The sequence below is a fragment of the Shimia marina genome (assembly GCF_001458175.1).
In the GTDB taxonomy this organism is placed as follows: domain Bacteria; phylum Pseudomonadota; class Alphaproteobacteria; order Rhodobacterales; family Rhodobacteraceae; genus Shimia; species Shimia marina.
Genome location: NZ_CYPW01000024.1, coordinates 40,343 through 64,366 on the forward strand (window position 1 = coordinate 40,343; position 24,024 = coordinate 64,366).

At 59.2% G+C, this 24,024-nt stretch carries 23 protein-coding genes; 15 read left to right on the forward strand and 8 right to left on the reverse strand.

The annotated features are described in order from the left end of the window. Positions 1 to 27: 27 nt before the first annotated feature. Positions 28 to 1,800 (reverse strand): SLC13 family permease, encoded by a 1,773-nt coding sequence (locus SHM7688_RS10980; protein WP_058239991.1) that lies wholly within the window; start codon positions 1,798 to 1,800, stop codon positions 28 to 30. 142 nt (positions 1,801 to 1,942) lie between these two features. Here SHM7688_RS10980 and SHM7688_RS10985 point away from each other — a divergent pair, with 142 nt between their 5' ends. Then, positions 1,943 to 2,683: a YebC/PmpR family DNA-binding transcriptional regulator gene (locus SHM7688_RS10985; protein ID WP_058239992.1), complete on the forward strand. Its 741-nt coding sequence runs from the start codon at positions 1,943 to 1,945 to the stop codon at positions 2,681 to 2,683. An 81-nt stretch (positions 2,684 to 2,764) separates the two neighbouring features. On the opposite strand, the gene SHM7688_RS10990 is transcribed toward SHM7688_RS10985, so the two are convergent. Next, the gene (locus SHM7688_RS10990; protein WP_058239993.1) at positions 2,765 to 3,316 is read right to left on the reverse strand and encodes a superoxide dismutase family protein; all 552 of its coding nucleotides are present in this window, start codon (positions 3,314 to 3,316) and stop codon (positions 2,765 to 2,767) included. 319 nt (positions 3,317 to 3,635) lie between these two features. Between SHM7688_RS10990 and opgC the strand changes: the two genes are divergently transcribed. Continuing rightward, on the forward strand, positions 3,636 to 4,721 hold the full coding sequence (opgC, locus tag SHM7688_RS10995) for an OpgC domain-containing protein (RefSeq protein ID WP_058239994.1): 1,086 nt from the start codon (positions 3,636 to 3,638) through the stop codon (positions 4,719 to 4,721). Here the strand turns inward: opgC and SHM7688_RS11000 are convergent. Then, complete coding sequence (locus SHM7688_RS11000; RefSeq protein ID WP_058239995.1) at positions 4,714 to 5,589, reverse strand: LysR family transcriptional regulator ArgP; 876 nt, start codon at positions 5,587 to 5,589, stop codon at positions 4,714 to 4,716. The two genes, opgC and SHM7688_RS11000, sit on opposite strands and share 8 nt — an antisense overlap. 85 nt (positions 5,590 to 5,674) lie before the next feature. Here SHM7688_RS11000 and SHM7688_RS11005 point away from each other — a divergent pair, with 85 nt between their 5' ends. Beyond that, positions 5,675 to 6,292, forward strand: a complete 618-nt coding sequence (locus tag SHM7688_RS11005) for a LysE/ArgO family amino acid transporter (protein ID WP_223229203.1) — start codon at positions 5,675 to 5,677, stop codon at positions 6,290 to 6,292. Positions 6,293 to 6,387: 95 nt separating this feature from the next. Next, positions 6,388 to 7,320 carry a pirin family protein gene (locus SHM7688_RS11010; RefSeq protein WP_058239996.1) on the forward strand — a complete coding sequence of 311 codons (933 nt, stop codon included), beginning with the start codon at positions 6,388 to 6,390 and terminating at the stop codon, positions 7,318 to 7,320. Here the strand turns inward: SHM7688_RS11010 and SHM7688_RS11015 are convergent. After that, positions 7,304 to 8,464 carry a methyl-accepting chemotaxis protein gene (locus SHM7688_RS11015; protein WP_058239997.1) on the reverse strand — a complete coding sequence of 387 codons (1,161 nt, stop codon included), beginning with the start codon at positions 8,462 to 8,464 and terminating at the stop codon, positions 7,304 to 7,306. The genes SHM7688_RS11010 and SHM7688_RS11015 overlap by 17 nt on opposite strands. A 200-nt stretch (positions 8,465 to 8,664) precedes the next feature. Here SHM7688_RS11015 and SHM7688_RS11020 point away from each other — a divergent pair, with 200 nt between their 5' ends. The 3 genes from SHM7688_RS11020 to SHM7688_RS11030 all read left to right on the forward strand — a co-directional run bounded on the left by SHM7688_RS11020 (position 8,665) and on the right by SHM7688_RS11030 (position 11,926). Continuing rightward, a complete protein-coding gene (locus SHM7688_RS11020) occupies positions 8,665 to 9,570 on the forward strand; it encodes a DMT family transporter (protein WP_058239998.1) in 906 nt (301 codons plus the stop codon). A 114-nt stretch (positions 9,571 to 9,684) separates the two neighbouring features. Continuing rightward, the gene (betC, locus tag SHM7688_RS11025) at positions 9,685 to 11,193 is read left to right on the forward strand and encodes a choline-sulfatase (protein WP_058239999.1); all 1,509 of its coding nucleotides are present in this window, start codon (positions 9,685 to 9,687) and stop codon (positions 11,191 to 11,193) included. 76 nt (positions 11,194 to 11,269) lie between these two features. Then, a complete protein-coding gene (locus SHM7688_RS11030) occupies positions 11,270 to 11,926 on the forward strand; it encodes a hypothetical protein (RefSeq protein WP_144432564.1) in 657 nt (218 codons plus the stop codon). A gap of 25 nt (positions 11,927 to 11,951) precedes the next feature. On the opposite strand, the gene betI is transcribed toward SHM7688_RS11030, so the two are convergent. Continuing rightward, positions 11,952 to 12,563: a choline-binding transcriptional repressor BetI gene (gene betI / locus SHM7688_RS11035; protein ID WP_058240001.1), complete on the reverse strand. Its 612-nt coding sequence runs from the start codon at positions 12,561 to 12,563 to the stop codon at positions 11,952 to 11,954. Between the two features lie 150 nt (positions 12,564 to 12,713). Between betI and betB the strand changes: the two genes are divergently transcribed. From betB to SHM7688_RS11050, 3 genes are all read left to right on the forward strand, one after another. Continuing rightward, positions 12,714 to 14,165 carry a betaine-aldehyde dehydrogenase gene (gene betB, locus SHM7688_RS11040; RefSeq protein WP_058240002.1) on the forward strand — a complete coding sequence of 484 codons (1,452 nt, stop codon included), beginning with the start codon at positions 12,714 to 12,716 and terminating at the stop codon, positions 14,163 to 14,165. 93 nt (positions 14,166 to 14,258) lie between these two features. Next, the gene (gene betA / locus SHM7688_RS11045) at positions 14,259 to 15,914 is read left to right on the forward strand and encodes a choline dehydrogenase (RefSeq protein WP_058240003.1); all 1,656 of its coding nucleotides are present in this window, start codon (positions 14,259 to 14,261) and stop codon (positions 15,912 to 15,914) included. A 94-nt stretch (positions 15,915 to 16,008) separates the two neighbouring features. Next, positions 16,009 to 16,248 (forward strand): HP1242/YdcH family protein, encoded by a 240-nt coding sequence (locus tag SHM7688_RS11050; protein ID WP_058240004.1) that lies wholly within the window; start codon positions 16,009 to 16,011, stop codon positions 16,246 to 16,248. Positions 16,249 to 16,375: 127 nt separating this feature from the next. Here the strand turns inward: SHM7688_RS11050 and SHM7688_RS11055 are convergent, their stop codons facing one another. From SHM7688_RS11055 to SHM7688_RS11065, 3 genes are all read right to left on the reverse strand, one after another. Next, entirely contained in the window at positions 16,376 to 17,056 is a 681-nt protein-coding gene (locus tag SHM7688_RS11055) for an outer membrane protein (protein ID WP_058240005.1), read from the reverse strand. Positions 17,057 to 17,314: 258 nt separating this feature from the next. Then, positions 17,315 to 18,715: a helix-turn-helix domain-containing protein gene (locus tag SHM7688_RS11060; RefSeq protein WP_058240006.1), complete on the reverse strand. Its 1,401-nt coding sequence runs from the start codon at positions 18,713 to 18,715 to the stop codon at positions 17,315 to 17,317. 79 nt (positions 18,716 to 18,794) lie between these two features. Beyond that, entirely contained in the window at positions 18,795 to 20,015 is a 1,221-nt protein-coding gene (locus SHM7688_RS11065; RefSeq protein ID WP_058240007.1) for a multidrug effflux MFS transporter, read from the reverse strand. 242 nt (positions 20,016 to 20,257) lie between these two features. Here SHM7688_RS11065 and SHM7688_RS11070 point away from each other — a divergent pair, with 242 nt between their 5' ends. The 5 genes from SHM7688_RS11070 to SHM7688_RS11090 all read left to right on the forward strand — a co-directional run bounded on the left by SHM7688_RS11070 (position 20,258) and on the right by SHM7688_RS11090 (position 23,937). Further along, entirely contained in the window at positions 20,258 to 21,790 is a 1,533-nt protein-coding gene (locus SHM7688_RS11070; RefSeq protein ID WP_058240008.1) for an acyl-CoA carboxylase subunit beta, read from the forward strand. Positions 21,791 to 22,290: 500 nt separating this feature from the next. Next, on the forward strand, positions 22,291 to 22,644 hold the full coding sequence (locus SHM7688_RS11080) for a hypothetical protein (protein WP_058240010.1): 354 nt from the start codon (positions 22,291 to 22,293) through the stop codon (positions 22,642 to 22,644). A 2-nt stretch (positions 22,645 to 22,646) separates the two neighbouring features. Beyond that, on the forward strand, positions 22,647 to 23,135 hold the full coding sequence (locus tag SHM7688_RS19620; RefSeq protein WP_223229210.1) for a DUF6497 family protein: 489 nt from the start codon (positions 22,647 to 22,649) through the stop codon (positions 23,133 to 23,135). Positions 23,136 to 23,337: 202 nt separating this feature from the next. Further along, a complete protein-coding gene (locus SHM7688_RS19870; protein WP_188128106.1) occupies positions 23,338 to 23,484 on the forward strand; it encodes a hypothetical protein in 147 nt (48 codons plus the stop codon). 102 nt (positions 23,485 to 23,586) lie between these two features. Further along, positions 23,587 to 23,937, forward strand: a complete 351-nt coding sequence (locus SHM7688_RS11090; protein ID WP_058240012.1) for a hypothetical protein — start codon at positions 23,587 to 23,589, stop codon at positions 23,935 to 23,937. Positions 23,938 to 24,024 lie beyond the last annotated feature (87 nt).

Consider the following 24,024-nt stretch of genomic DNA (forward strand, 5'->3'; position numbering starts at 1 on the left):
GCGGTCCGGCTTTGTCGGGGGATTGGGTTACAGGGGCCAAAACACCAGAATGGCGGGGATCGACACGGCGACCACCAAGATCTCCAGCGGCAGACCCATGCGCCAGTAGTCGCCAAAGCTGTAGCCGCCGGGGCCGAGGATCAGGGTGTTGTTCTTGTGGCCGATGGGCGTGAGGAAAGCCGAGGAGGCCGCCACGGCCACTGCCATCAGGAAGGGATCCGCAGAGACACCCATGGCCTGTGCCATCTGAATGCCGACCGGGGCGGCGACGATGGTGGTGGCGGTGTTGTTGAGCACATCAGAGAGCGTCATGGTCACCAGCATGAGCACCGTCAGCACGGCCCAGGCGGGCAGGCCCGCAGTGAGAGACACAAGGCTGTTGGCGATGAGGGCGGTGCCGCCCGAGCTGTCCAGCGCGGCCCCAAGTGGGATCATCGAGCCCAACAGGACGACCACGGGCCATTCGACGTGATCATAAAGTTCGGAGAGCGGCACGATCTTGGCGAGCACATAGGCCACCACCACCAGCCCGAGCGCGATGGGCAGATAGATCACCCCCAGAGAGGCGGCGGCGACTGCGCCAACAAAGAGCCCAATGGCGAGCCACATCTTGCTATTGGCGGTGACCACCAGACCGCGGTCGGCCAATGGCAGACAGCCGAGCCAGTCGGTCACATCCGGGCCGCGATCTTTGTGGACAAGGATCAGGAGGATGTCGCCCGGCTGCACCACGGTTTTGCGGATCTGACTGCGGATGCGGCGGCCTTCGCGGGAGATCCCCATCAGGAGCGCGCCCTGACGCCAGGCCAGACCAAGTGCTGCGGCGGTTTTGCCCGCGATGCGGGCGGTTTCCGGCACCACCACTTCGATGATGTCCAGACCGTCGCCTGCAGCTTTGAGCTGTTCTTCGCGTTTTGCGTCCGAGAAGTTCAATGACAGCGCAGCGCGAAATTCATCCAGCGCGTCGGGGCTTGCCTCAAGCACCAGCGCATCGCCTTCGCGCAGGATGTTGTTGCGGGCGGTGCCATACATGCGTTTACCGCCCCGCATCAGGCCGAGGATTTGCACATCGGCCTCTTCGGCCTGTGGGTCGAGCTCTGCCAGACGTTTGCCGATCAGTTTGCTGTCGGCGGGCACGGTGAGTTCGGCGATGTATTGGCCCAGATCAGAGACTTTTTGGCCTGCGTCGTCGCGATCTGGGATCAGACGCCAGCCGATGAGGGCCACAAACAGCAGTCCCGCGATGGCGGTGAGACCACCTACAGGGGCGAAATCAAACATCTTGAAGGGCGCACCAAGCGCGTCTTCGCGGATGGAGGCGATGATGATGTTGGGGGGCGTGCCGATCAGGGTAGCCATGCCGCCAAGGATGGTGGCAAAGGACAGGGGCATGAGCGATTTGGCGGGGCTGCGGCCTGCTTTGCGTGCGGTCTGGATATCCACCGGCATCAGCAGGGCGAGCGCTGCGACATTGTTCATGAAGGCGGAGAGCAGCGCGCCGATGGCGCCGATGATGGCGATGTGGCTGCCCAGTTTGCGCGCGCTGTCCACAAGCGTGCGGGTGATCAGAAACACCGCGCCGGAGCGCACCAGCCCTGCGGAGACAATCAGCACCAAGGCGACAATCAGCGTGGCCGGGTGGCCAAAGCCGGAAAAGGCCTCTTTGGTGGGGACCACGCCAAGCACAACGCCCAGAAGCAGGGCGGTAAACGCCACCAGATCATAGCGAAACCGTCCCCAGAGCAGCATGACAAAGACGCCGCCAAAGAGGGCAAAGAGAATGATCTGATCGGTGGTCATGAAAGCGGCCTGTCGCGAAAATTGTTTCGCAGAGTCAATCGCAGGGGCGCAGGAAACGCAAGCGACTTGCGGATTTTGGTCGCTCTGACGTATAGAGACCCCTGACATAGAAAGACTGCCAAGAGTAACCCGGAGGCGAACCATGGCCGGCCATAGTAAATGGGCAAACATTCAGCACCGCAAAGGGCGTCAGGACGCTGCGCGGTCCAAGCTGTTTTCCAAACTTTCCAAAGAGATCACCGTTGCCGCGAAAATGGGCGACCCGGATCCTGAAAAGAACCCGCGTCTGCGTCTGGCGGTGAAAGAAGCCAAGAGCCAGTCCGTGCCAAAAGATGTGATCGAACGCGCGATCAAGAAATCTGTGGCGGGTGAAGGCGACGAATACGAAGAAATCCGCTATGAGGGCTATGGCCCCAACGGTGTGGCCGTGATCGTGGAAACCATGACCGACAACCGCAACCGCACCGCCTCGACCGTGCGCTCCACCTTCACCAAGAACGGCGGCAATCTCGGCGAAACCGGCTCTGTGGGCTTTATGTTCGACCGTAAGGGCGAAGTGACCTATCCGGCCGCTGTTGGGGATGCGGACACGGTGTTTGAAGCGGCGATTGAAGCCGGTGCGGAAGATGTGGAAAGCTCTGAGGAAGGCCATGTGATCTGGTGTGAAGACACCGATCTGAACGAGGTCTCCACCGCGCTGGAAGCGGCACTGGGGGAATCTGACAGCACCAAACTGGTGTGGAAGCCGACCACCACGACTGAAATGGATCTGGTGAGCATGCAGAAGCTGATGAAGCTGATTGATGCGCTGGAAGATGACGATGATGTGCAGCGTGTGACCACCAACTTTGAAGCCTCTGACGAGGTGATGGAGCAGCTCTAAGCGCTGTGCTCCGAGATGTGTGAAAAGGCCCGTAGCGATATGCTGCGGGCCTTTTGCTTTGTAGAGATTCGTTAGAGATGATCAGTTGGCCGTGATCACACCGCAGGCGATACGCCCGCCGGAGCCGCCAATTGGCTGGGTGAAATGATCATCCGGGTTGGCGTGGATGACCAGCGTGGAGCCGTCTTCATCGAGCACTTTGCCTGCGCCCTGATCCAGCATCAGCAGGTTGGTGTAGAGTTCCACCTCAGCTGTGCCATCGGCGCCAACAATGAGGTTGGGCAGGTTGCCCGCATGGGGCCCATCCACGTGAAAGAACCCATGCGGCAGGTTGCCGGGCATGATGTGGCCATGCGCACCTTTGAAACTGTCCAGCGGCGCGCAGTTGCCGACCGCGTGAAAATGCATGCCGTGTTTGCCGGGAGGCAGCCCTTCCACCGAGAGCTGGATCAGAATACCGCGCGGGCCTTGCATGAAAGAGGCCGCGCCGATGGTCTCGCCGGCGTTGTTGATCAGGGAGCTGCTGGCGGAAGCGGTGATCTGTGGGGCGTCGCCTGCGTGCAGCAGAGAGGCGGGGACAAGCATGGCTGCGATGAGTGCCCCTGTGCGCAGAGAGGTGTTCAGAATGGTCATCAAAGCGTTCCTTCGCGTTTGGGTGTCAAGCTGACGGTGTCTGGGCGAGGTGGGCGGACCAAGCGCGGGATGTGTCCCCAAGGGCAAAGAGCGCAGGGGACGCAAGTGGCGCTGGCGAAGCTGGCCTCATGATACAAACGCGAGGGGGCCGGATTTTATGCAAATTTTTTACAAATTCGCTTGGATGTGCGCGCTGGTGGTGTGTGACCACTGATCAACTGCGGCGGAGAAGGACTGTTTTTGTACCAAGTTTCGCCGTAATTTGGGGCTAGTCCGTTCTCTGACGGTAACGAGAATTAAGTGTGTGAGGGGGACGGCCGTGCGGTTTGACCTTCTGGATGGGGTGCGGGGGCACCTGTTGTTCATGATGATGCTGGCCCATTTGGCGGCGCAACCGGGCATGAGCTATCTGATGGATGTGCACCATGCGCGGGTGTTTCAGATTTTGGATGCTGAGTTTCTGGTGGTGCTCTCCGGCCTGTTGGTGGGCATTCTCTACAGTCTCAAGTTTCAGGATCCGGGGCGTTTGGCGCAGTTCCTGAGGCAGCGGATTGGCAAGATTTACCGCTATTACCTGATCTCGGCGGGGCCGTTTCTGATCCTGTTGGTGCTGGAGGGGGCGGGCTTGGGGCCGTTGGCTTTTGGGTTGGGGGAGGTGCTGCTTATTCAGGATGGCGGCGCGTATTCGGATATTCTGCCGATCTATATCTACTGTTTTGCGCTGCTGTTTGTATTGAGCTTTGCGCTGCGATTTGTGCCGCAGGGGGCGCTGTTGCTGCCCTCTGGGCTGATCTATCTGGTGAGCCTGTTCAACTACGAAGGCGGTGTCTTTGGCTGGGGCGGCAAGTTTCTGGTGTTTGATATCGCCGCCTGGCAGTTTCTGTTTTTCATTTCCTATTACCTTGGCCTGCATTTTCGCCAGATTTTGGACTGGCTGAATGGGGTGTCGGCGGGAGCGTATCTGTTTTTGGTGCTGGGCACGGGCGTGCTGGCACTGGGGCAGCGCTGGGCGTTTTGGTATCCGGTGATTGGCAACCTGCCGGAGGGGGTGGCGGAGAATTGGTTCCGCATGCAGCTGCATCCGGTACATTTGTTGCGCACTCTGGCAGTGGCTGCGTTTTTCACGGTGGCGCTTGTGCGGGCGGTGCGGGGCACAGCGTGGCTCACGGCCGTGCTGCGGTGGTATTTTTCACTGCCGCTGCTGCGCTATTGCGGGGTTTGGGCGATCCAGATGTTCGTGGCGCATGTGTATATGATTGCCCTATTTGCCGCCTTGCTGCCGACATGGGACGCGGGGCAGAGCTTTGTCTGGGCTGTGCTGTTTCAAGGGGCCTATATGGTTCTGCCCTTTGGCATCCACTATGTGATGGCATGGCAGAGACGGCGGGCGGCGGCGCTCAGTTGAGATGCTGACGCGCAATCTGTTGTAGGGCCTTGCTCAAGGGGGCCAATGCAGGGGCCAGCAGGCGGCTGGATTGCCAGAACAGAGGCGTGTCAAAGGGGGTGTCGGGCAAGAGCGGCACCAAGGCCCCGCTGTTGAGATGCGGGCGCACCAAAGGTTCCGGGTTCATGCCCCAGCCCAACCCGAGCAGGGAGGCGTCCACAAACCCCGGTGCCGAGGGCAGGTGATGGCTGGGCGGCGTGGGGGTGATGCCAAGGGTTTGTTGCATCCATTGGTGTTGCAGGCGGTCTTTGGAACTGAAGATCAATACGGGGGCTTTGCTGATCGCCTCCGGGGTCACGCCATTGGCAAAATGCTGTTTGACAAAGGCTGGGCTGGCAGAGGCGATATAGCGCATGGCCCCAAGCGGGAGGCTGTCGCAGCCTGCAATGGGCGCTTCATGGGCGGTGACCGCTGCGACCACCTCGCCCCGGCGCAGCCAGTCGGCGGAAAAATCCTGATCATCGACAACCAGATCCACCAGCAGGTCGGGCACCTGCGCCACCGCTTTGAGAAAGAAGGTGGCAAGGCTGTCTGCGGTGACAGCGATGCGCAGGCGGGCGCTGCGCGGTGACAGGGCGGCAAGGTCGCGCGCCAGAGCGCCTTCCAACAGGCCAACCTGATCCAGATGGGCGGCAAGGCGGCGGCCGGTTTCCGTGCCCACGCAGGGGCTGCCGCGCAGCACCAGCGGCATGCCAATGCGTTCTTCAAGCGCCTTGAGACGTTGGGAAATTGCGGATTGGGTCACGCCGAGATCCTGCGCGGCAGCGTCGAAACTGCCGGTGCGCAGGATGGCCGCCAGCGCGGCGAGATGAGCGTAGTCAATCTGCATTAGAGTTCCTAATGTGAGTGAAGATCTTTTAATTTGAGTAATTTTGATCGCTATCTTAGTCAAGACGCACGAACAGGAGAGACAGATGGCAGAGATGAGTATTTTGGGACCAGCAATCGCAGGGTTTGCACTTGGGTTTTCGCTGATCATGGCGATTGGGGCGCAGAATGCCTTTGTGCTGCGCCAAGGGTTGCGCGGCGAATATGTGCTGCCTCTGGTGCTGACCTGCGCCATTTCTGATGCCATCCTGATCACCGCCGGGGTTGCAGGCTTTGGGGTTCTGATCGCGGCCAATCCGGCCTTGTTGGACTGGGTGCGCTATGCGGGGGCGGCTTTTCTAATTGTTTATGGGGCGATGAATTTTCGCGCGGCGCTGAAAGGTGGGGATGCCTTGCAGGATAAGGGCGGCACAGCAGGTAGCCTTGGTGCGGCGGTGACAACCTGCCTGCTGCTGACTTGGGCGAACCCGCATGTCTATCTCGACACGGTGGTGCTGCTTGGGGGGATTTCGGCACAATATAGCCCAACATGGGCCTTTGGGTTGGGCGCGGCCGTGGCGAGTTTTACCTTTTTCTTCATGCTGGGGTTCGGCGCGCAGCTGTTGCGGCCGCTGTTTACCAATCCGCGGGCCTGGCAGGTGTTGGACGTTGTGGTGGGGGCCACTATGTGGGCGATTGCCGCCAAGCTGATCTGGGGCATGTGAGGCGGCTGCACAGGATCTGTGCGCGCGTGCGGATTTGGGCGCATGGTGTTTTGGCGTAGGTTGAGGGCAGCCACAGCCCCAAGAGGAGATGCGCCATGAGTTGGAACCCCGCCCTTGACCCCACATTGCCTGATGCGACGGCCTTGGAGGCCATTGAGACCGTGATTGTGCCGCGCGCCCGTGATTTGGGGGGCTTTTCCGTGCGGCGCGCCTTGCCTGCGCCGAGGCGGCAGATGGTGGGGCCGTTTATCTTTTTTGATGCGGTTGGGCCAGTGGAGTTTCTGACCGGGCAGGGCATTGATGTGCGCCCCCATCCGCATATCGGTCTGGGGACGGTGACCTATCTCTATCGCGGCGAGTTTGAGCATCGCGACAGTTTGGGCACCCATCAGATGATTTATCCCGGTGAGGTGAACTGGATGGTGGCGGGACATGGCGTGACCCATTCAGAGCGCACCAGTGCTGCCACACGTGCCGCTCCGAGTTCGCTGTTTGGCATTCAGACATGGGTCGCGTTGCCGGAGGCGCGCGAAGATGATCCGGCGATGTTTGAGCATCATGGCAAAGAGGCGCTGCCGTTTCTTGAAGGCGAAGGCAAAGAGGTCCGGCTGATCCTTGGGGATGCCTGGGGGGCGCGTGCGCCGGTGACGATGCTGTCAGAGACGTTTTATGCGGATGTGACGCTTGCGCCGGAGGCCAAGTTGCCGATGCCAGACAACCATGAGGATCGCGCGCTTTATGTGGTTTCCGGTGCGGTGGAAATCGCCGGGGATGTGTTTGAAGCGGGGCAGATGATGGTGTTTCGTCCCGGCGATGCGATTACGGTCACCGCAGGACCGTTGGGTGCGCGGTTGATGGCGTTGGGCGGGGCCACAATGAACGGACCACGGTATATTTCATGGAACTTTGTGAGCTCCAGCAAAGAAAAAATCGAAGCCGCCAAGGCCGATTGGGCCGCAGGGGACTGGGCGCATGGGCGGTTTCAACTGCCACCGGGGGATGCGGAGGAGTTTATCCCGTTGCCATAGCCTTGTGTGGTTCGTGCGGTGTGTTGTGCGGTGTCTCGACCGTCAGCAGAGAGAGCGCCTCGCCGCAAAGGGTGATGTTGTTCTGAGAGCCTTGCACGGCGGCTTCGGTGTTGTCGCGAATGGATTTGATCTCAGAGACAATGCCGGAATAAAGCGGCAATTGCTGACGGGTTTCATCGCTGTTTGAGGCGATGTCGGCGACGAGACTGGTGATGGTGGCCTGAATGTTATGCGTCAGGCTGCGACAGGCCTCGCCGCGTGCGAGGCTCTGCTGGGCGGCTTTGGCCACATTGGCGACGGTGGTGGAGAGATCGGCCTGCGCGTCGGTGAGATCATCCATGCGCGACAGAATGCGGGTGATGTCTGCATCTGCCATATCGGCCAGCTCGCGCACTTCGCCTGCGATGATGGCAAAGCCGCGTCCCTTTTCGCCAGCGCGCGCCGCCTCGATGCCGGAATTGAGCGCCAGCAGGCGAATACGGTCAGCCAGGCCGCGAATGGCCTCAGAGGCATTGGCCACCTCGGCCAGGGTTGTTTCGATCTTCTGCACCGGTTCAGCGATATGGGTGATCTGTTGGGTGGCGTCAGAGGCGAGATCAAGGAAACCATCGACCTCGCGGGTGACCTCCTGCACGGCAGTGCCTACGTCAGAGGCGGTGGCCGCAGAGTGGCTGGCCCCGTCGCAAAGTGTGTCAAAGGTGGTGCCGAGGGTTTCGGCCTGATCAATCAGGTTTGAGATGAAGGTGACCCGTTCGCGCGACGTGCGGTTCACGTTGGTGGCATTGTCGCGGATCGTTTCAACGCGCGCTGTGGCGTCGGTGAGCCCGTCTGGATAGATCAGACGCTCTTCCACGACGGTTTGCACCATAGGCTCTGCGGGGGGCATCGCCTCTGAGGTAGCCGGCTCTTGTGGCGCGGGTGGTGTCTTGGGTTGTGCCAGATAGGTGGAGAGTGCGCTGACGCAGAAAGGGACCAGAGTGGTGAGGCCAGCGGCGAGCCAATCCAGCGGTGCGCCCTGCGCGATATCCGCACTCTGATTGATAAAGGTCAGCACAGGGCCTACGATGCTGGCCGCAATCAGGCCGCGCTTGAGAGATATGCGCAGGGCGGAGCGGGGCGGTTTGTGGTGTGTTGCTTGGGACATGCGCGGGGCCTGTTCATTTCACAAGGGTGTCTATTTGCTAACAAGAAGAGGCAAAAACTTGGTAAACAGCAAATCACCTTTGCGCGCGCAGAGGCTGCGGAAAACCATTGTAACAGCCTTTCTCAGGGCGATCTCGGGGGGAAGACCGTTAACCTGTTTCCTATCTCGACTTTCCTGGTGACGCATGTCTATGTGGCGTCATGACGGATGAAGCAGCTTCTTTCCCGCTGAAGGGGGTCTTTTGGATGCTTGTCACGGGGCTTTGCTTTGTGGCGGTGACAGCTTTGGTGAAGCTGGTGGGCACCCGATTGCCTGCGGCGGAAACCGCGTTTTTGCGCTATGCGCTGGGGGCTGTGTTTCTGATCCCGATGATCCGCCCGATTGTGCAGGCACGGCTGAGCCGACGACAGCTTGGGCTGTTTGGCCTGCGCGGCGTGTTGCACACCGGCGCGGTGGTGGCCTGGTTTTTTGCGATGACGCGGATTCCGATCGCGGAAGTGACGGCGATGAACTATCTCTCGCCGGTCTATGTGACGGTGGGGGCTGCGCTGTTTTTGGGAGAAAAATTGGCGTTTCGCAGGATTGCGGCGGTGATTGTCGCCCTGATCGGGGTGGCGATTATTCTAAGGCCCGGATTTCGGGAACTCAGCCCCGGGCATTTTGCCATGTTGTTCACGGCGCTGGGCTTTGCCGGGGGCTATCTGATTGCAAAGAAGCTGAGCGAGGAGGTGAGCCCTACTGTGGTTGTCGGCATGTTGTCTGTCACCGTCACCATCGGGCTTGCGCCGCTAGCGTTGTCGGTTTGGGTGGCACCCACCTTTGAAGAACTGGTGATCCTGTTTGCGGTGGCCTGCTTTGCCACGGCGGGCCACTATACGATGACGCTGGCGTTCAAGGCGGCGCTGGTGACTGTGACACAGCCGGTGAGCTTTTTGCAGATGGTCTGGGCGGTACTGCTGGGATGGCTGGCCTTTGGGGAGCAGCCGGATGTCTGGGTGTTGGTGGGCGCGCTGGTGATCATTGGAGCGATCAGCTTTATCACCTGGCGGGAAGCGGTGCTCAAGCGGCGCCAGATCACACCTTTGGTGGGGCAGACCAAACTCTGAGAGCGGACGGCGCGCTTCGGCAATCCGCGACATGCTTCGTGTCGCGTTTGCGATTGTGTTTGCGGCCCGTGCGGCCCTAGTGTTGCGGCAGACAGCGCAGAAAGAGGAGCCGCCATGACCCGTCCTAATATTCTCATTTTCATGGTGGATCAGCTCAATGGGACGCTGTTTCCCGATGGGCCGGCAGACTGGCTACATGCGCCGAACCTGAAAAAGCTGGCAGCGCGGTCTACCCGCTTTCAGAATGCCTATACCGCCAGCCCGCTGTGTGCGCCGGGGCGGGCGAGCTTTATGACCGGGCAACTGCCAAGTGACACGCGGGTCTATGACAATGCGGCGGAGTTTGCCTCCTCCATCCCGACCTATGCCCACCATCTGCGCCGGGCGGGCTATCAGACCTGCCTGTCCGGGAAGATGCATTTTGTCGGGCCAGACCAGCTGCATGGTTTTGAGGAGCGGCTGACCACGGATATTTATCCGCCGGATTTTGGCTGGACGCCGAATTATCGCAAACCGGGCGAGCGGATTGAGTGGTGGTATCACAATATGGGTAGCGTCACCGGCGCGGGTGTTGCGGAAATCTCCAACCAGATGGAATATGACGACGAGGTGGCCTACCACGCCACGCGCAAGGTCTATGATCTGGCGCGGGGGCATGACGCGCGGCCCTGGTGTTTGACTGTCAGTTTCACCCACCCGCATGATCCTTATGTGGCGCGCAAGAAATATTGGGATCTTTATGAGGATTGCGAACATCTGCTGCCGGAGGTGGGGCCGATCCCTTATGAGGAGCAGGATGCGCATTCCAAGCGCATCTTTGATGCCAATGACTGGCGCAGCTTTGACATCACCGAAGAAGATGTGCGCCGCTCCCGCCGGGCCTATTTTGCCAATATCAGCTATCTGGATGACAAGATTGGCGAGGTGATGGAGGCGTTGGAGGCGACCCGTCAGGAGGCCATCATCCTGTTCGTGAGTGATCACGGCGATATGCTGGGCGCGCGCGGGCTGTGGTTCAAGATGAGCTTTTATGAAGGCTCGAGCCGGGTGCCGATGATGGTGGCGGCGCCGCAGATGCAGCCGGGGCTGGTGACAACGCCAGTGAGCAATATCGACGTCTGCCCCACGCTGTGTGATCTGGCGGGGGTGAGTATGGAGGAGGTCATGCCCTGGACCACGGGGGAGAGCCTTGTGCATCTGGGGCAGGGCGGCACGCGAGACACGCCGGTGGCGATGGAATATGCGGCGGAGGCCTCTTATGCGCCGATGGTCTCGCTGCGCTATGGCAAGTGGAAATACAACCGCTGTGCGCTCGACCCCGATCAGCTGTTTGATCTGGACGCCGATCCGCATGAGCTGACCAATCTGGCCGAAGTGGCGGACCATCAGGGCACGGTGCAGACGTTGCGTGCCAAATCAGAGGCGCGCTGGGATCTGGCGGCGTTTGATGCGGCCGTGCGGGAAAGTCAGGCGCGGCGCTGGGTGGTTTATGAGGCGTTGCGGCAGGGGGGATATTACCCTTGGGATTATCAACCGCTGCAGCAAGCCTCTGAGCGCTACATGCGCAACCACATGGATCTGAATGTGGTGGAAGAAAACCAGCGGTTCCCGCGCGGAGAATAGCGCGACGGGCGACATCACCCAATCTTAAAGGGTTTGCGCTTAGGCTCCGACCGGCCTGTCAGAGGAGAGCGCAAAGATGGGGAAATTAGGTGTATGGATGATGTCAGCCATGGCCGCTTGGGCGGGTGGGGCTGAGGCGCAGATGGTGATAGACAGTGGTATGCAGAGCGGGACCTATGGTGAGCCGCTCGAAGATGTGGCGCTGTTGCAGGGCTGTGTGTTTGAACAGGAGGTGCCCAGCTGTGAGCTTGCCAGCAATGGGTTTACCTATTGGGTGAGCTGGGATGACCCGACGCCGGGATACATCCTTGAGGCCATGGGCGCGCTTTATGTGAGTGCACCACTTTGGATCCGCGCGGATATTGTCTCTATGGGGGATATGTCTGCGGAGATTGCGGTGCATGCGCTGCGCCATGATGCGGCGCTTGATCCCTTTGCTGAGATCCGGGCCAATTTGCAGGGCAGCTGGGTGTTTGATGCGGATCCGGCCTATACGTCACGTGTCTGGGGAGATCGGGTCACTGAGGAGATCAACGGGGATTTTTCTGCGGAGTATAGCATGCAGATTGCCGAGAGCTGTGAAGCGTCACAAGGGCAGGGGCCTGTGCTGATCGCCCATATGGATCCATGGAGCACGCCGCCCTGTATGATCCTTGAGGCAGTGACGCCACAAAAGCTGATCCTGCAGATGGCGGGCGGCGATGGCACGTTGTTTAAATACCGGCGTCCGTAGCGCGCTCAGGTTCTGAAAGAATGGATCAGCTGGCGAGGCCTGTTTGCAGATGACAGCCATGGTTTTCCAGCATGAGAGCCGCCACATCGCGGGCCTCGGCACGGGCCTGCGCCGGGTTAAGTGGCGTGTCAGACTGCGCCGCTTCCAGCCAGACACCATCCATGTAGCATTGCAGCGCTTCGCGGAGGGTCTCGCGCCGCTCTTCGGGCACAAGGGCGCGCAATTCGGCGCGGAAATGCGCATTCACGCGGGAGCGGTTGATGCGATGCAGGCGCTGCAGGCTTTGGGAATAAGGGGCGTTGGCCCAGAACTGCATCCAGAGCGAGCATTGCTCATTGGTGAAGAGCCGGTCTGAAAAGTTGGCATCCAGCACCGCAATCAACCGCTCATGTGGGGTTGTGGCGGTGGCGTAACGCTCCAGCATGGCGTCTTTGAGCAGGGACAGGAGACGGCGCATGGTCGCCTCCATCAGTTTTTCCTTGGAGCCAAAGTAATAGTTGATCGAGGCGGCGGAAGCGCCTGCCTCGGCAGCGATTTCCGCCATGGTCACAACGGCATAGCCACGTTTGTGCACCGCCGTGATGGTGGCGTTGATCAACTCTTCATGACGGATATCGCGGATACGTGTACGGCCCATGACGCCACTTTAACGTGCCCGGCGTCAGGAGCAATATCGTTGTTTCATGAAAAAAATGAAATGGTCATTTAAAAAATAATAAGCCAGTGCTAGTCTGCCTCTCAAATTGAGATTCCGTGCCTTGAGCGCGGGCGAAAAAAGGAACGCGCCATGCAATTGCAACCGACGGCCAGTCACTTCATCAACGGCGCCTATGTGGAAGACACCGCAGGGGCGCAAATTGACATCATCTACCCGGCCACAGGCGCGGTGATTGGCAAGGTGCATGCGGCGACGCCGGCGATTGTGGAGCAGGCTCTGGAAAGCGCCAAGGCGGGTCAGAAGATCTGGGCGGCGATGACGGGGCGGGAGCGTGGCCGCATCATGTCCCGTGCGGCGGCCATGATCATGGAGCGCAACCATGAGCTTTCCGTGCTTGAGACCTATGACACTGGCAAGCCTTATCAGGAGACCAGCGTCGCGGATGCCACCAGCGGGGCCGATGCGCTGGAATATTTCGGCGGTCTTGCGGGCAGCCTGACCGGGGAGCACATCCCGCTGGGCGAAGACTGGGTCTATACGGTGCGCGAGCCGCTGGGGGTTTGTGTGGGCATCGGGGCCTGGAATTACCCGACGCAGATTGCCTGCTGGAAAGGCGCGCCTGCGCTGGCCTGCGGCAATGCGATGGTGTTCAAACCTTCGGAAACCACACCGATGTGTGCCTTGAAAGTGGCGGAGATCCTGCATGAGGCCGGAGTGCCTGCCGGGGTCTACAATGTCATTCAGGGGATGGGAGACCTGGGGGCCGCGTTGGTCAATGATCCGCGTGTGGACAAGGTGAGCCTGACCGGATCTGTGCCCACCGGCAAAAAGGTCTATGCGGCGGCCGCCAGCCACATGAAACATGTGACCATGGAGCTTGGCGGGAAATCTCCGCTGATCATCTTTGACGATGCGGATGTGGAGAACGCCGTGGGCGGGGCCATTTTGGGCAATTTCTACAGCTCTGGTCAGATCTGCTCCAACGGCACACGGGTGTTTGTGCAAAAAGGCATCAAGGAAAAGTTCCTGGCGCGGTTGGCCGAACGTCTGGGCACGGCGGTGATTGGCGATCCGCTGGATGAGGCCACGAGCTTTGGACCGATGGTCTCTGAGCGTCAGATGAACATCGTGCTGGGCTATATGGACAAAGGTGTGGAAGAGGGCGCGCGGCTGGTGTGCGGCGGTAAACGTCTGGCGCGGGATGGGTTCTATCTTGAACCCACCGTCTTTGCGGATGTCACCGATGAGATGACCATTGCCCGTGAGGAGATTTTTGGCCCGATCATGTCGGTGCTGGATTTTGAGGACGAGGACGAGGTGATTGCCCGCGCCAATGACACGGAGTTTGGGCTTTCTGCTGGGGTGTTCACCGCCGATCTGTCGCGTGGTCATCGGGTGATTGGCAAGCTGGATGCAGGCAGCTGTTTCATCAACTCCTACAATGACGCGCCGGTGGAGGCCCCTTTTGGCGGGGTGAAAGCCTCCGGTGTGGGCCGCGAAAACAGCAAGGAAGCCATAAAGCACTACAGTCAGGTTAAGTCGGTCTATGTGCGCATGGGTGACGTGGAAGCGCCTTACTAACAACGCGCTTTTGCGGCGCTCCCGCCCACCCACACCGCACCGCCAAAGCGCGTTGGGGTTGGGTGCTGGCGGCTCTGTCAGAGAAAGAAGATCATGCAGGCAGATTATGTGATTGTGGGCGCCGGTTCGGCCGGCTGCGCGATGGCCTATCGGTTGAGTGAGGCCGGGAAGTCGGTTTTGGTGATTGAGCATGGCGGCACGGATGCCGGCCCGCTCATTCAGATGCCTGCGGCGCTGAGCTATCCGATGAATATGCGCCTGTATGATTGGGGCTATAAATCTCAGCCGGAGCCGCATCTGGGCGGGCGGCGTCTGGTGTGTCCGCGCGGCAAGGTGATCGGCGGCTCCAGCTCCATCAACGGCATGGTCTATGTGCGCGGCCATGCGGGGGATTATGACCATTGGGCCGAAAGTGGCGCGGATGGCTGGTCTTATGCGGATGTGCTGCCCTATTTCAAGCGGATGGAGACCTGGCACGAAAGTGGGCAGGGGGGAGACCCGGATTGGCGTGGGAATGGTGGCCCGCTGCACATCAGCCGCGGCCCGCGTAACAATCCGCTGCATGCGGCCTTTGTGGAGGCCGGACGTCAGGCTGGTTACCCTGTGACCGATGATTACAACGGCGAGCAGCAGGAGGGCTTTGGCCCGATGGAGATGACGGTCTACAAAGGCCGTCGCTGGTCTGCGGCAAATGCCTATCTCAAGCCCGCGCTCAAACGTCCCAACTGTACCCTGATCAAAGGGCTGGCCCGCAAGGTGGTGCTGGAAAACGGCCGTGCGGTGGGTGTGGAGATCGAACGCGGTGGCAAGGTGGAGGTGATCCGCGCCAACAGCGAGGTCATTCTGGCGGCAAGCTCGCTCAATTCGCCCAAGCTGCTCATGCTCTCAGGCATTGGGCCTGCGGCGCATCTGGCGGAACATGGCATTGAGGTGGTCGCAGATCGCAAAGGTGTGGGCCAGAACCTGCAGGATCACCTTGAGGTCTATATGCAGGTGGCCAGCAAACAGCCGATCACGCTGTACAAATACTGGAACCTCTTTGGCAAAGGTATGATTGGGGCACAGTGGCTCTTCACCAAGAAAGGGCTTGGGGCCTCCAACCAGTTTGAAAGCGCGGCGTTCATTCGTTCTCGTCCGGGCATTTCTTATCCGGATATCCAGTATCACTTCCTGCCGATTGCCGTGCGTTATGATGGGCAGGCAGCGGCCGAAGGGCATGGATTTCAGGCGCATGTGGGGCCGATGCGCTCGCCCTCACGGGGGGCGATCACGCTGGCCTCCAAAGATCCGAAAGCGGCCCCAAATATCTTCTTCAACTACATGTCCACTGAGCAGGACTGGGAAGATTTCCGCGCCTGTATCCGCCTGACACGTGAGATCTTTGCGCAGGAGGCCTTTGCGCCTTATGTCAAACATGAGATCCAACCGGGCGCGGATTTGCAAAGCGATGCGGAGATCGACAGCTTCATTCGCGAACATGCAGAGAGCGCCTATCACCCCTGTGGCACCTGTAAGATGGGGCGCGCGGATGACCCGATGGCGGTTGTGGACAGTGAATGTCGGGTGATTGGTGTTGAGGGCTTGCGGGTGGCGGACAGTTCGATCTTCCCGCGCATCACCAATGGCAACCTCAATGGGCCGTCGATCATGACCGGGGAAAAGGCCTCAGATCATATTCTGGGCCGTCGCCTGCCGTCATCGAACGCGGCTCCGTGGTTTCATCCGGAGTGGGAAAATGCGCAGCGGTGATGCGTCTTTTATTCGGCGGATTTGATCGGAGTCAAAGTGGCGGCAAAACAGAGCGGGATAGGGTGTGTTCAAGCAAGACAAAAGGAGCGAACACATGTCCCATACCCCGCATGAGCTGTCCGAAGAATTCCCTGAATTCGTTGAGAAAATGAGCGAGCTGAAAGTCAGCGATGCGCATTTTGCCAAGATGGCGGCAGAGTATCACGAACTGAACCGCAAGGTGCACAATGCGGAGACCAATGTGGCCCCGCGTGAGGAGCTGGCGGAAGTGGATCTGCGCAAGCGGCGTGGCGTTCTCAAAGATGAGATCTACGCCTATCTGAAAGCCAATTAAGGCTTAGGGCACGCGAAAAACACGCCGCCAAGGGGACACTTGGCGGCGTGAAGTTGCATTTTCAGGCAGGCGGGGCGCTCAGGCCTGAAAACACCGAGGGAAAGACCCGGTCAGAGACCCGGATGTCTTAAAACTTGAAGCGCACCCCAAAATTCACAGATGTGTTGGAGATGTCGTCAGAGACACTGGCCGTGGTGCCATTGGGCGCGGTGCGGGTGCCGGTGACGTCAAAGCTGCGGGCGTAGCGCACATCCCCAAAGAGCGACGTGGTGTCGTTGAGCGCATAAGAGGTGCCCGCGATCAGCTGTGCGGTGAAGGCTTCGTCATCGCCACGGATGGTGACGTTGTTGTTGGCACCATAGACCACGTTTTGATCAATAAAGCCCACGCCGATACCGCCGCCCACATAGGGGGTGAATTTGCTGTTGGTTTCAAAATCCACGATGGCATTGGCCATCAGGAAGGTCGAACTGATGTCGCCACCCGGGTTGGCTTCTGCCCCTGCGCCATTGCCGGAGAAGTCCACGGCGTCGATGTCGTTGGAGCGGTAGGAGAGTTCGATCTCACCGCGCAGGGAGGCACCGTTGCCGATGCTGCCAAAACCGCGCCCAACGGAGATGCCGAGGTTCAGGTCTTCGTCAAAGTCGGTGGCAACAGTATTCGGGTTGCCGCCGATGTTGCCTGCGAATGTGGCGTCATCGGCATAGGAATACCCAAGGAAGCCCTGCACGTACCAGTCTTCGGCAAAGGCAGGGGCGGCGAGGGCGGCGGAGGCGATGAGTGTGGCGCTGAGGAGGGTGTGTTTCATGAGGGATGGCCTTATGTGGTAGGTTGCGTTTAATGTTGTTCGCAACCCACCACGCGGGCCGAGCGATGTCATTTCACAAGGACAAAAGACATCGTGTGGCCCTGTCAGTGAATAAAAAAGGACAGACAGGCGTTATGATTTTAAGCTTTTGTTTTAATTGAATTTAATTTCTCGTGCGCCCGTCAGATGGGCTCACATCGCGCGCAGGGGGGCTTATCTGTTGCAAAAAACCTCACGCAAAGCGGAGCGGGTGTGAGCCTAGCCAACATCATAGGGCAGCACGTCACGGGTGTTTTCGTTGATGGTCAGGCGGCGTTCCAGTGGCGGTACGGAGCGTTGGTGGCAATGGGTGCGCTCGCAGATGCGGCAGGAGATGCCGATGGGTTCAAAGGCCTGTGGATTGTCCAGCTCCATATGGTCGGCATATACCAGAGCGTCAGCATGGCGGATTTCGCAGCCCAGAGCGATCGCATAGCGGCGCACAGGGGCGCCGAAATGGCCGCCTGATTTGGACACATCTCGCGCGAGAGAAATATAGCGGACACCGTCCGGGGTTTCGGCCAGTTGGCGCAGGAAGCGGCCCGGCGTTTCAAAGGCGCGGTGCACGTTCCAAAGCGGGCAGGCCCCGCCAAAGCGGGCAAATTGCAGGCGGGTGGCAGAGTGACGTTTGGTGATGGTGCCAGCCTGATCGACGCGCACAAAGAAGAAGGGGATCCCTTTGTTGCCGGGGCGTTGCAGGGTGGAGAGGCGGTGGGCGACCTGTTCGATGGAGGCCCCAAAGCGATTGGAGAGCAGCTCCAGATCATGACGGGTTTCCCGCGCCGCTTCCAGAAAGGTCATGTAAGGCATGAGCGCGGCGCCTGCGAAATAATTGGCGAGGCCAATTTTTGCGATGGCGCGCGCGGCATCAGATTGAAAGCGGGCGAAATCCAGTGTGGCTTCCAGGAGTTTGCCATGTTGCAGTAGAGCAACCTGCAGGAGGAGCTGAAAGGTCTGGGTTTCGGGCTGTGCATAGCGCGAGATCTGAAGGCGCTGGGTTTCGGCATCAAAGATGCGGAGTTGCTCGATGTCGGTGAAGGCCACGGCAATGCCCGTGTCATGCAGGCTGGCGACGGCGGCGGCGCGGATGCCGCCGTGGTCGATGGCCTGCTGGGCAAAGCGCTCGGCCGCATGATCGACCGCGTCAATGTAGTTGTCACAATAGTGGAAGAAGTCGCGCACCTCATCCCAGGGGCTGGCCTGCATCTGAACGTCCTGACGCCCCAGCGCTTCGTCCAGCGAGGCGAGCCGTTCATGGGTCTGGCGATAGGCGCGGTGGAGCTCCAGAAAGGCACGTGCCAGTGCCGGGGCATTGGAGGCGGTGAGCCGCAGATCCGCGAGCGGCGCGGAGGTGTCTGCCAAGACCGGATCGGCAAGGGCTTCGCGCATGTCAGAGACCAGACGCTCGCTGTCGCCGGTGCTAAGCTCTGTGACATCAAGGCCAAATTCCTGTGCCAAGGCGAGCACAACCGTGGTGGAGACCGGGCGGTTGTTGTTCTCCATCTGGTTCAGATAGGGCAGGGAGACCCCGAGCTTCTGGGCAAAGTCTTTTTGCGTCAGTGTCAGCCGCGTGCGGATTTCGCGCAGCTTGGCGCCTGCGTAGAGTTTCTGCGTGGGCATGGCTGTCCTCTCGGTTGCATAGCTGCAAAGATAGCTTTGCAAACTGCTGGAGGCCAGAGCAAGAATGCGGGCCGGTGCGTTACAGGCCCAGCATCTTCTCGCGGCGGATCACCATGGCAATGGCCGTGACCCCCAAAACGGAGGTGGCCAGCATCAGCCAGAGCAGGGGGAAGGCCCCGGTTTCGGTGGTGAGCAATGCGCCCGCCAGTGCGGAGAGGGCGGCACCGCCGCCAATCATGATGGCACCAGAGAGTCCCGCAGCTGTGCCAGCGAGATGAGGGCGCACGGACAGGGCGCCGGCGGTGGCATTGGGGATGGCGAGGCCATTGCCGATGCCCACAAATGTCATGAAACCAAAAAAGATTTCAGCGGAGCCAAGGCCTGCCGCAAAGATCGAGAGCGACGCGGCAATACCCAATCCGCAGATGGCGCAGCCGGTGAAGACCATGCGGTTTACGCCAAAGCGCGCGGAATAGCGGCCCGACAGGAAGTTGCCGATAAAATACCCCAAGGCTGGGGCGCCAAAGTAGACGCCCATTTTGGTTGCGCTCATGCCGAAAAATTCGGTGGCCACAAAGGGGGCACCGCCGAGGTAGGCAAAGAAGGCTCCGGAGGTGAAGCCATTGGCCAGGGAGTAGCCCCAGAAGCGCGGGGAGGTCAGGAGTTCGGGGTATTCCCGAAACTGTTGCGGCAGTGTGAGGCCGGATGAGGTTTTTGTTTCGCCCAGATCGCGGTAGGTGATCCAGAAGATGGCGAGCCCCAGTAAAAAGAGCATCCAGAAGCTGGCCTGCCAGCCAAAGGTCGCATCCAGCAAGCCGCCAAGCGCCGGGCCGATCATGGGCACCACGGTCATGCCCATGGTGACATAGCCGATCATGGAGGCGGCCTGATCTGTGGGCACCATATCGCGCACCACGGCGCGTGACAGCACCATGGCGACGACCACGGCGGCCTGTAGCATGCGGAAGGTCAGAAAGATGGCGGCATTGGGCGCGTAGATGCAGCCAAGCGTTGCCAATAGGAAAATCGCCATTCCGCTCAGAATGACCGGGCGGCGGCCAAATTTGTCAGAGATTGGGCCAACGACGATCTGAAGCACCGCATTCACAGCGAGATAGACTGCGATGGACAGCTGCATGACGCCATAGTCTGTGTCAAAGTAGGCCGTCATGGAGGGCAGGCTGGGCAGGAAAATATTCATGCACAACGCAGAGACCCCTGCCAGCAGGATCAATGTGAAGATATTTGGTGGCGACCGGCGGTCCAGAAACTGACCCCGTGGCGATGTTTGTGAGCTCATGGCGTAAGAGGTAGGAGGCGGCGGGCGGAATGTCCATCGACAAGATTAAACTGTGAAGTATTTGCTAATTTGCAATTCGCAGCCCCTTTATTCTGTTCGATTTGCAAATTTGCTTAATAAGTCTTTTGCCGAGTCGGTCTGGCCCCTATGATCATTTAAAATCCGCCTAATTCGGGGGCATTTGCGCCTTGGGTGGGGGAAGAGATCAACGAGAGATCATAGAGAGATCACGGGGAACCGCCATGAAAGACATTTTGGAACAGTTGGAAGAACGCCGCGAGATTGCCCGTTTGGGGGGTGGTCAGCGCCGCATTGACAGTCAGCACGCCAAGGGCAAGCTGACGGCGCGTGAGCGGATCGAGCTGTTGCTGGATGAAGGCAGCTTTGAAGAGTTTGACATGTTCAAAACACACCGCTGCACCGAATTCGGCATGGAGCAGGAAAAACCCGCAGGTGATGGTGTGATCACGGGCTGGGGCACGATCAATGGTCGTGTTGTTTATGTGTTCTCTCAGGACTTTACCGTGTTTGGCGGCTCTCTGTCTGAGACCCACGCCCAGAAGATCTGCAAAATTCAGGACATGGCGATCCAGAACGGCGCGCCCATCATTGGTCTGAATGACTCCGGCGGCGCACGTATTCAGGAGGGTGTGGACTCTCTGGCGGGTTATGCCGAAGTGTTCCAGCGCAACATCATGGCGTCCGGTGTGGTGCCGCAGATCTCTGTGATTATGGGGCCATGTGCCGGTGGTGCGGTCTACTCGCCCGCAATGACCGACTTCATCTTTATGGTGAAAGACAGCTCTTATATGTTTGTCACCGGCCCGGATGTTGTGAAGACCGTGACCAATGAGGTTGTCACCGCCGAGGAACTGGGCGGGGCGTCTACGCACACCAAGAAGTCTTCTGTGGCGGATGGGGCGTTTGAAAACGACGTGGAGGCGCTGGCCGAAGTGCGCCGTCTGGTGGACTTCCTGCCGCTCAACAACCGCGAAAAGCCGCCGGTGCGCCCGTTCTTTGATGAGCCGGGCCGGATTGAGAAAAGCCTCGACACGCTGATCCCTGAAAACCCGAACACGCCTTATGACATGAAAGAGCTGATCACCAAGGTGGCAGACGAAGGCGATTTCTACGAAATTCAGGAAGATTACGCCAAGAACATCATCACCGGTTTCATCCGTCTGGAAGGGCAGACTGTGGGTGTTGTGGCCAACCAGCCGATGGTGCTGGCGGGCTGTCTGGATATCGACAGCTCTCGCAAGGCGGCACGGTTCGTGCGCTTCTGTGATTGTTTTGAAATTCCGATCCTGACGCTTGTGGATGTTCCGGGCTTCCTGCCGGGCACCTCACAAGAATATGGTGGCGTGATCAAACACGGTGCGAAGCTGCTGTTTGCCTATGGGGAAGCCACTGTTCCAAAGGTGACCGTGATCACCCGCAAAGCCTATGGTGGGGCCTATGACGTGATGGCGTCCAAACACCTGCGCGGTGATTTCAACTACGCTTGGCCCACGGCGGAGATTGCGGTGATGGGCGCGAAAGGCGCAACCGAGATCATTCACCGTGCGGATCTGGGCGATGCGGAGAAAATTGCGGCACACACCAAAGATTATGAAGACCGGTTTGCAACGCCATTTGTGGCGGCAGAGCGGGGCTTTATCGACGAGGTGATCATGCCGCAGAGCACACGCCGCCGTGTGAGCCGGGCTTTTGCGTCATTGCGCAACAAGAAGCTCGAAAACCCGTGGAAGAAGCACGACAACATTCCGCTGTAAAAAAATGCCGTCTAGCTCCTATCCCATAAGCTACGAGACCGAGAAGTACATTGCGGCCTCCATCGAGAACAATAAGTTTGCGATTGTTTTTGCTGGTGCTCCCTTCTTGTCAGTTTTCCTTTTCACATCGTTGAATGTGGATGGGTTGGAACTGGAGACTCTCGTTGCCTTGGCGATTGGAGCTAGCGGCCTCTTCTTGACGTTGGTTTATAGCATGTATCGCCTTGTAACCTTGCACCGATACCGTGCGCTCGTTTTGAGTGCTCTTGCTAGAGGGGAACGCGGGGAGATGGACATATCTCGTTCTCCTGCATGGCTAAGTGTGCTGCCGGGGGTAGCGCTTTTTATTGGCTATGGTTCATCTTTTTTCGCGCTCATTATCCAGTTGGTGCGGTCATGACCCAACTCCTCCAAGGCCAAACACTGACGATTTCCTATGCTGAGAGCTTGGGGTCATATGCCGCTGCGATTGTGATCGTATCTGGCGCGGCGTTGCCCGGATGAGCCGCAGCCGGTGGCATATCTTGCGTGAGGGCAATGCGCTTATCATGACGCGGCGGTTGCCGGTGCGTTGGGATGTGGTGGCGGAGACCACGCTGCCGGACGGTGGCCTGTTGCGGACAGCCCAGCAGGTGCGCCAGGACATGTGGCGGGCCTTGCAGGATCTGCGTGGCTTTGCGCCGATTGTCGAAGTGCGCCGATCTGGCGGGCTATTGCATCTGCGCGCCGGAGGCGCGGTGGATGGGAAGCTGGCCCAAGCCCATGTGGAAACGGTGATTTCTGAGCTTCTGAGCTGTTCAGATCGGCGGGCACGCTGGTGCCGTCATGCGCAACACAGAAAGGTTGTGGCATGATGATGCAGCCTGAAAATGCGCGGTTTGATCAAAAAACTCCTGCTGAGTGCACAATTTTTGGAGCTTTTACAAAAAATCTGTGCAAGCCTGCGACTCACGTTGCAGTTTCCGCCGCGTTAGGAGGGGCCCTTTCGGGCGCGGCCACGGCTGGGGTTTTGGAGGAGACCCCGGCCGTGCCCTCGGGCAACGAGATCCATCTTCAGGAAAAGCTTTTTGAAACCCGTGCCGATGGCACCCGTGTGGCGCGGTTCCGCTATGTCATGCCCCTCATGCGTCAGGGGATCGACTTTGCCGAGATTGAGGAAGACTTCTTTCACCTGTGCATCGGCGTCGCAGTGCCTTATTTGGCTGTTTCTGAAGAAACAGTCGATCAGGTGATCATATCCATGGCGGACAGAGAAACAGACTTTGGCGTGACAACACATCTCGCCAAGCAATATTTTGAAGCATTCAGCGTGCAAGATGGCACCTGCATCTGGGAGGGTTTCTGATGACACCACTAGATGTTGTCTCCGCATGCGCACCCGCAGAGCGCAATGCGACTTTGCAGTCACATCAGGTCAACTTGGGCCTGTATCTGTATCTTTTTGCAGAACAAACCCCTATCCTGCGCCCATGTCACAGTTCCGTGGCACAGAGGCAGGCAGGGTCAACGCGCCCTGCTTCACGTCAAAACAATGAGTGGAGAAACAGATGTCCAAGAGCATCAAGACATTCCTCGCGGTTGGCCTGGTGGCCGTGGTTGCCGCATGCGGTCAAAGCGCCCCAGTTGAAGAATACGTTGTGGTCGACCCAGAGCCGATCTCTTCTGAGCCAACCTACACCGGCAAATACAAGTAAGGCGCTTTGCCTCACTGGTTCTAAGACCGGCGGGCAGGCTTTGCGGCCTGTTCGCATTTCACACGGCGCAGCGCCCCTCCAAACCAACGAAGGAGGCGTGGCATGCTAAAGCACCGTGGCTTCCCCGGACGTCTTCCGGGCACAGATTTTCAATTCACCATTCGTCGTGCCAACCCCCGTGGGGTGACCGCGATCACGCGCCGTGAGCGGTTCAAGGATCGCAAGCCAGCGGATCGTCGGGCGGATATCGCCTTTATGCAGGCCCTGTGGGAGCATTTTGAAGATCAGCCTTTTGAGCGTGGCAATCTGGATGCCGGGCGGCTGAGCTGGCTTTTTGGGCGCGAAGTGATCGCAGCGGAAGAGGATTTTGATCCTGAAAGCTATGACGCGCTTCTGGTGATTGATGAAGCGGTGGCGCGGGCGTCCTTCCCGGATGCGTTCGAGGATTTCTGATGATGCACACGGGCGCATATCACATGGCGACCCCCATGGGCGTGGCCCCACCCGCAGAGAACTGCGGGCAGGGCCATGGCTTTGGTG

What these genes read in the sequence shown, in the direction of transcription:
- SHM7688_RS10980 (WP_058239991.1), bottom strand. Translation starts at nt 1,800, where the DNA reads ATGACCACCGATCAGATCATTCTCTTTGCCCTCTTTGGCGGCGTCTTT.
- SHM7688_RS10985 (WP_058239992.1), top strand. Translation starts at nt 1,943, where the DNA reads ATGGCCGGCCATAGTAAATGGGCAAACATTCAGCACCGCAAAGGGCGT.
- SHM7688_RS10990 (WP_058239993.1), bottom strand. Translation starts at nt 3,316, where the DNA reads ATGACCATTCTGAACACCTCTCTGCGCACAGGGGCACTCATCGCAGCC.
- SHM7688_RS11000 (WP_058239995.1), bottom strand. Translation starts at nt 5,589, where the DNA reads ATGCAGATTGACTACGCTCATCTCGCCGCGCTGGCGGCCATCCTGCGC.
- SHM7688_RS11005 (WP_223229203.1), top strand. Translation starts at nt 5,675, where the DNA reads ATGGCAGAGATGAGTATTTTGGGACCAGCAATCGCAGGGTTTGCACTT.
- SHM7688_RS11010 (WP_058239996.1), top strand. Translation starts at nt 6,388, where the DNA reads ATGAGTTGGAACCCCGCCCTTGACCCCACATTGCCTGATGCGACGGCC.
- SHM7688_RS11015 (WP_058239997.1), bottom strand. Translation starts at nt 8,464, where the DNA reads ATGTCCCAAGCAACACACCACAAACCGCCCCGCTCCGCCCTGCGCATA.
- SHM7688_RS11020 (WP_058239998.1), top strand. Translation starts at nt 8,665, where the DNA reads ATGACGGATGAAGCAGCTTCTTTCCCGCTGAAGGGGGTCTTTTGGATG.
- betC (WP_058239999.1), top strand. Translation starts at nt 9,685, where the DNA reads ATGACCCGTCCTAATATTCTCATTTTCATGGTGGATCAGCTCAATGGG.
- SHM7688_RS11030 (WP_144432564.1), top strand. Translation starts at nt 11,270, where the DNA reads ATGGGGAAATTAGGTGTATGGATGATGTCAGCCATGGCCGCTTGGGCG.
- betI (WP_058240001.1), bottom strand. Translation starts at nt 12,563, where the DNA reads ATGGGCCGTACACGTATCCGCGATATCCGTCATGAAGAGTTGATCAAC.
- betB (WP_058240002.1), top strand. Translation starts at nt 12,714, where the DNA reads ATGCAATTGCAACCGACGGCCAGTCACTTCATCAACGGCGCCTATGTG.
- betA (WP_058240003.1), top strand. Translation starts at nt 14,259, where the DNA reads ATGCAGGCAGATTATGTGATTGTGGGCGCCGGTTCGGCCGGCTGCGCG.
- SHM7688_RS11050 (WP_058240004.1), top strand. Translation starts at nt 16,009, where the DNA reads ATGTCCCATACCCCGCATGAGCTGTCCGAAGAATTCCCTGAATTCGTT.
- SHM7688_RS11055 (WP_058240005.1), bottom strand. Translation starts at nt 17,056, where the DNA reads ATGAAACACACCCTCCTCAGCGCCACACTCATCGCCTCCGCCGCCCTC.
- SHM7688_RS11060 (WP_058240006.1), bottom strand. Translation starts at nt 18,715, where the DNA reads ATGCCCACGCAGAAACTCTACGCAGGCGCCAAGCTGCGCGAAATCCGC.
- SHM7688_RS11065 (WP_058240007.1), bottom strand. Translation starts at nt 20,015, where the DNA reads ATGAGCTCACAAACATCGCCACGGGGTCAGTTTCTGGACCGCCGGTCG.
- SHM7688_RS11070 (WP_058240008.1), top strand. Translation starts at nt 20,258, where the DNA reads ATGAAAGACATTTTGGAACAGTTGGAAGAACGCCGCGAGATTGCCCGT.
- SHM7688_RS11080 (WP_058240010.1), top strand. Translation starts at nt 22,291, where the DNA reads ATGAGCCGCAGCCGGTGGCATATCTTGCGTGAGGGCAATGCGCTTATC.
- SHM7688_RS19620 (WP_223229210.1), top strand. Translation starts at nt 22,647, where the DNA reads ATGCAGCCTGAAAATGCGCGGTTTGATCAAAAAACTCCTGCTGAGTGC.
- SHM7688_RS19870 (WP_188128106.1), top strand. Translation starts at nt 23,338, where the DNA reads ATGTCCAAGAGCATCAAGACATTCCTCGCGGTTGGCCTGGTGGCCGTG.
- SHM7688_RS11090 (WP_058240012.1), top strand. Translation starts at nt 23,587, where the DNA reads ATGCTAAAGCACCGTGGCTTCCCCGGACGTCTTCCGGGCACAGATTTT.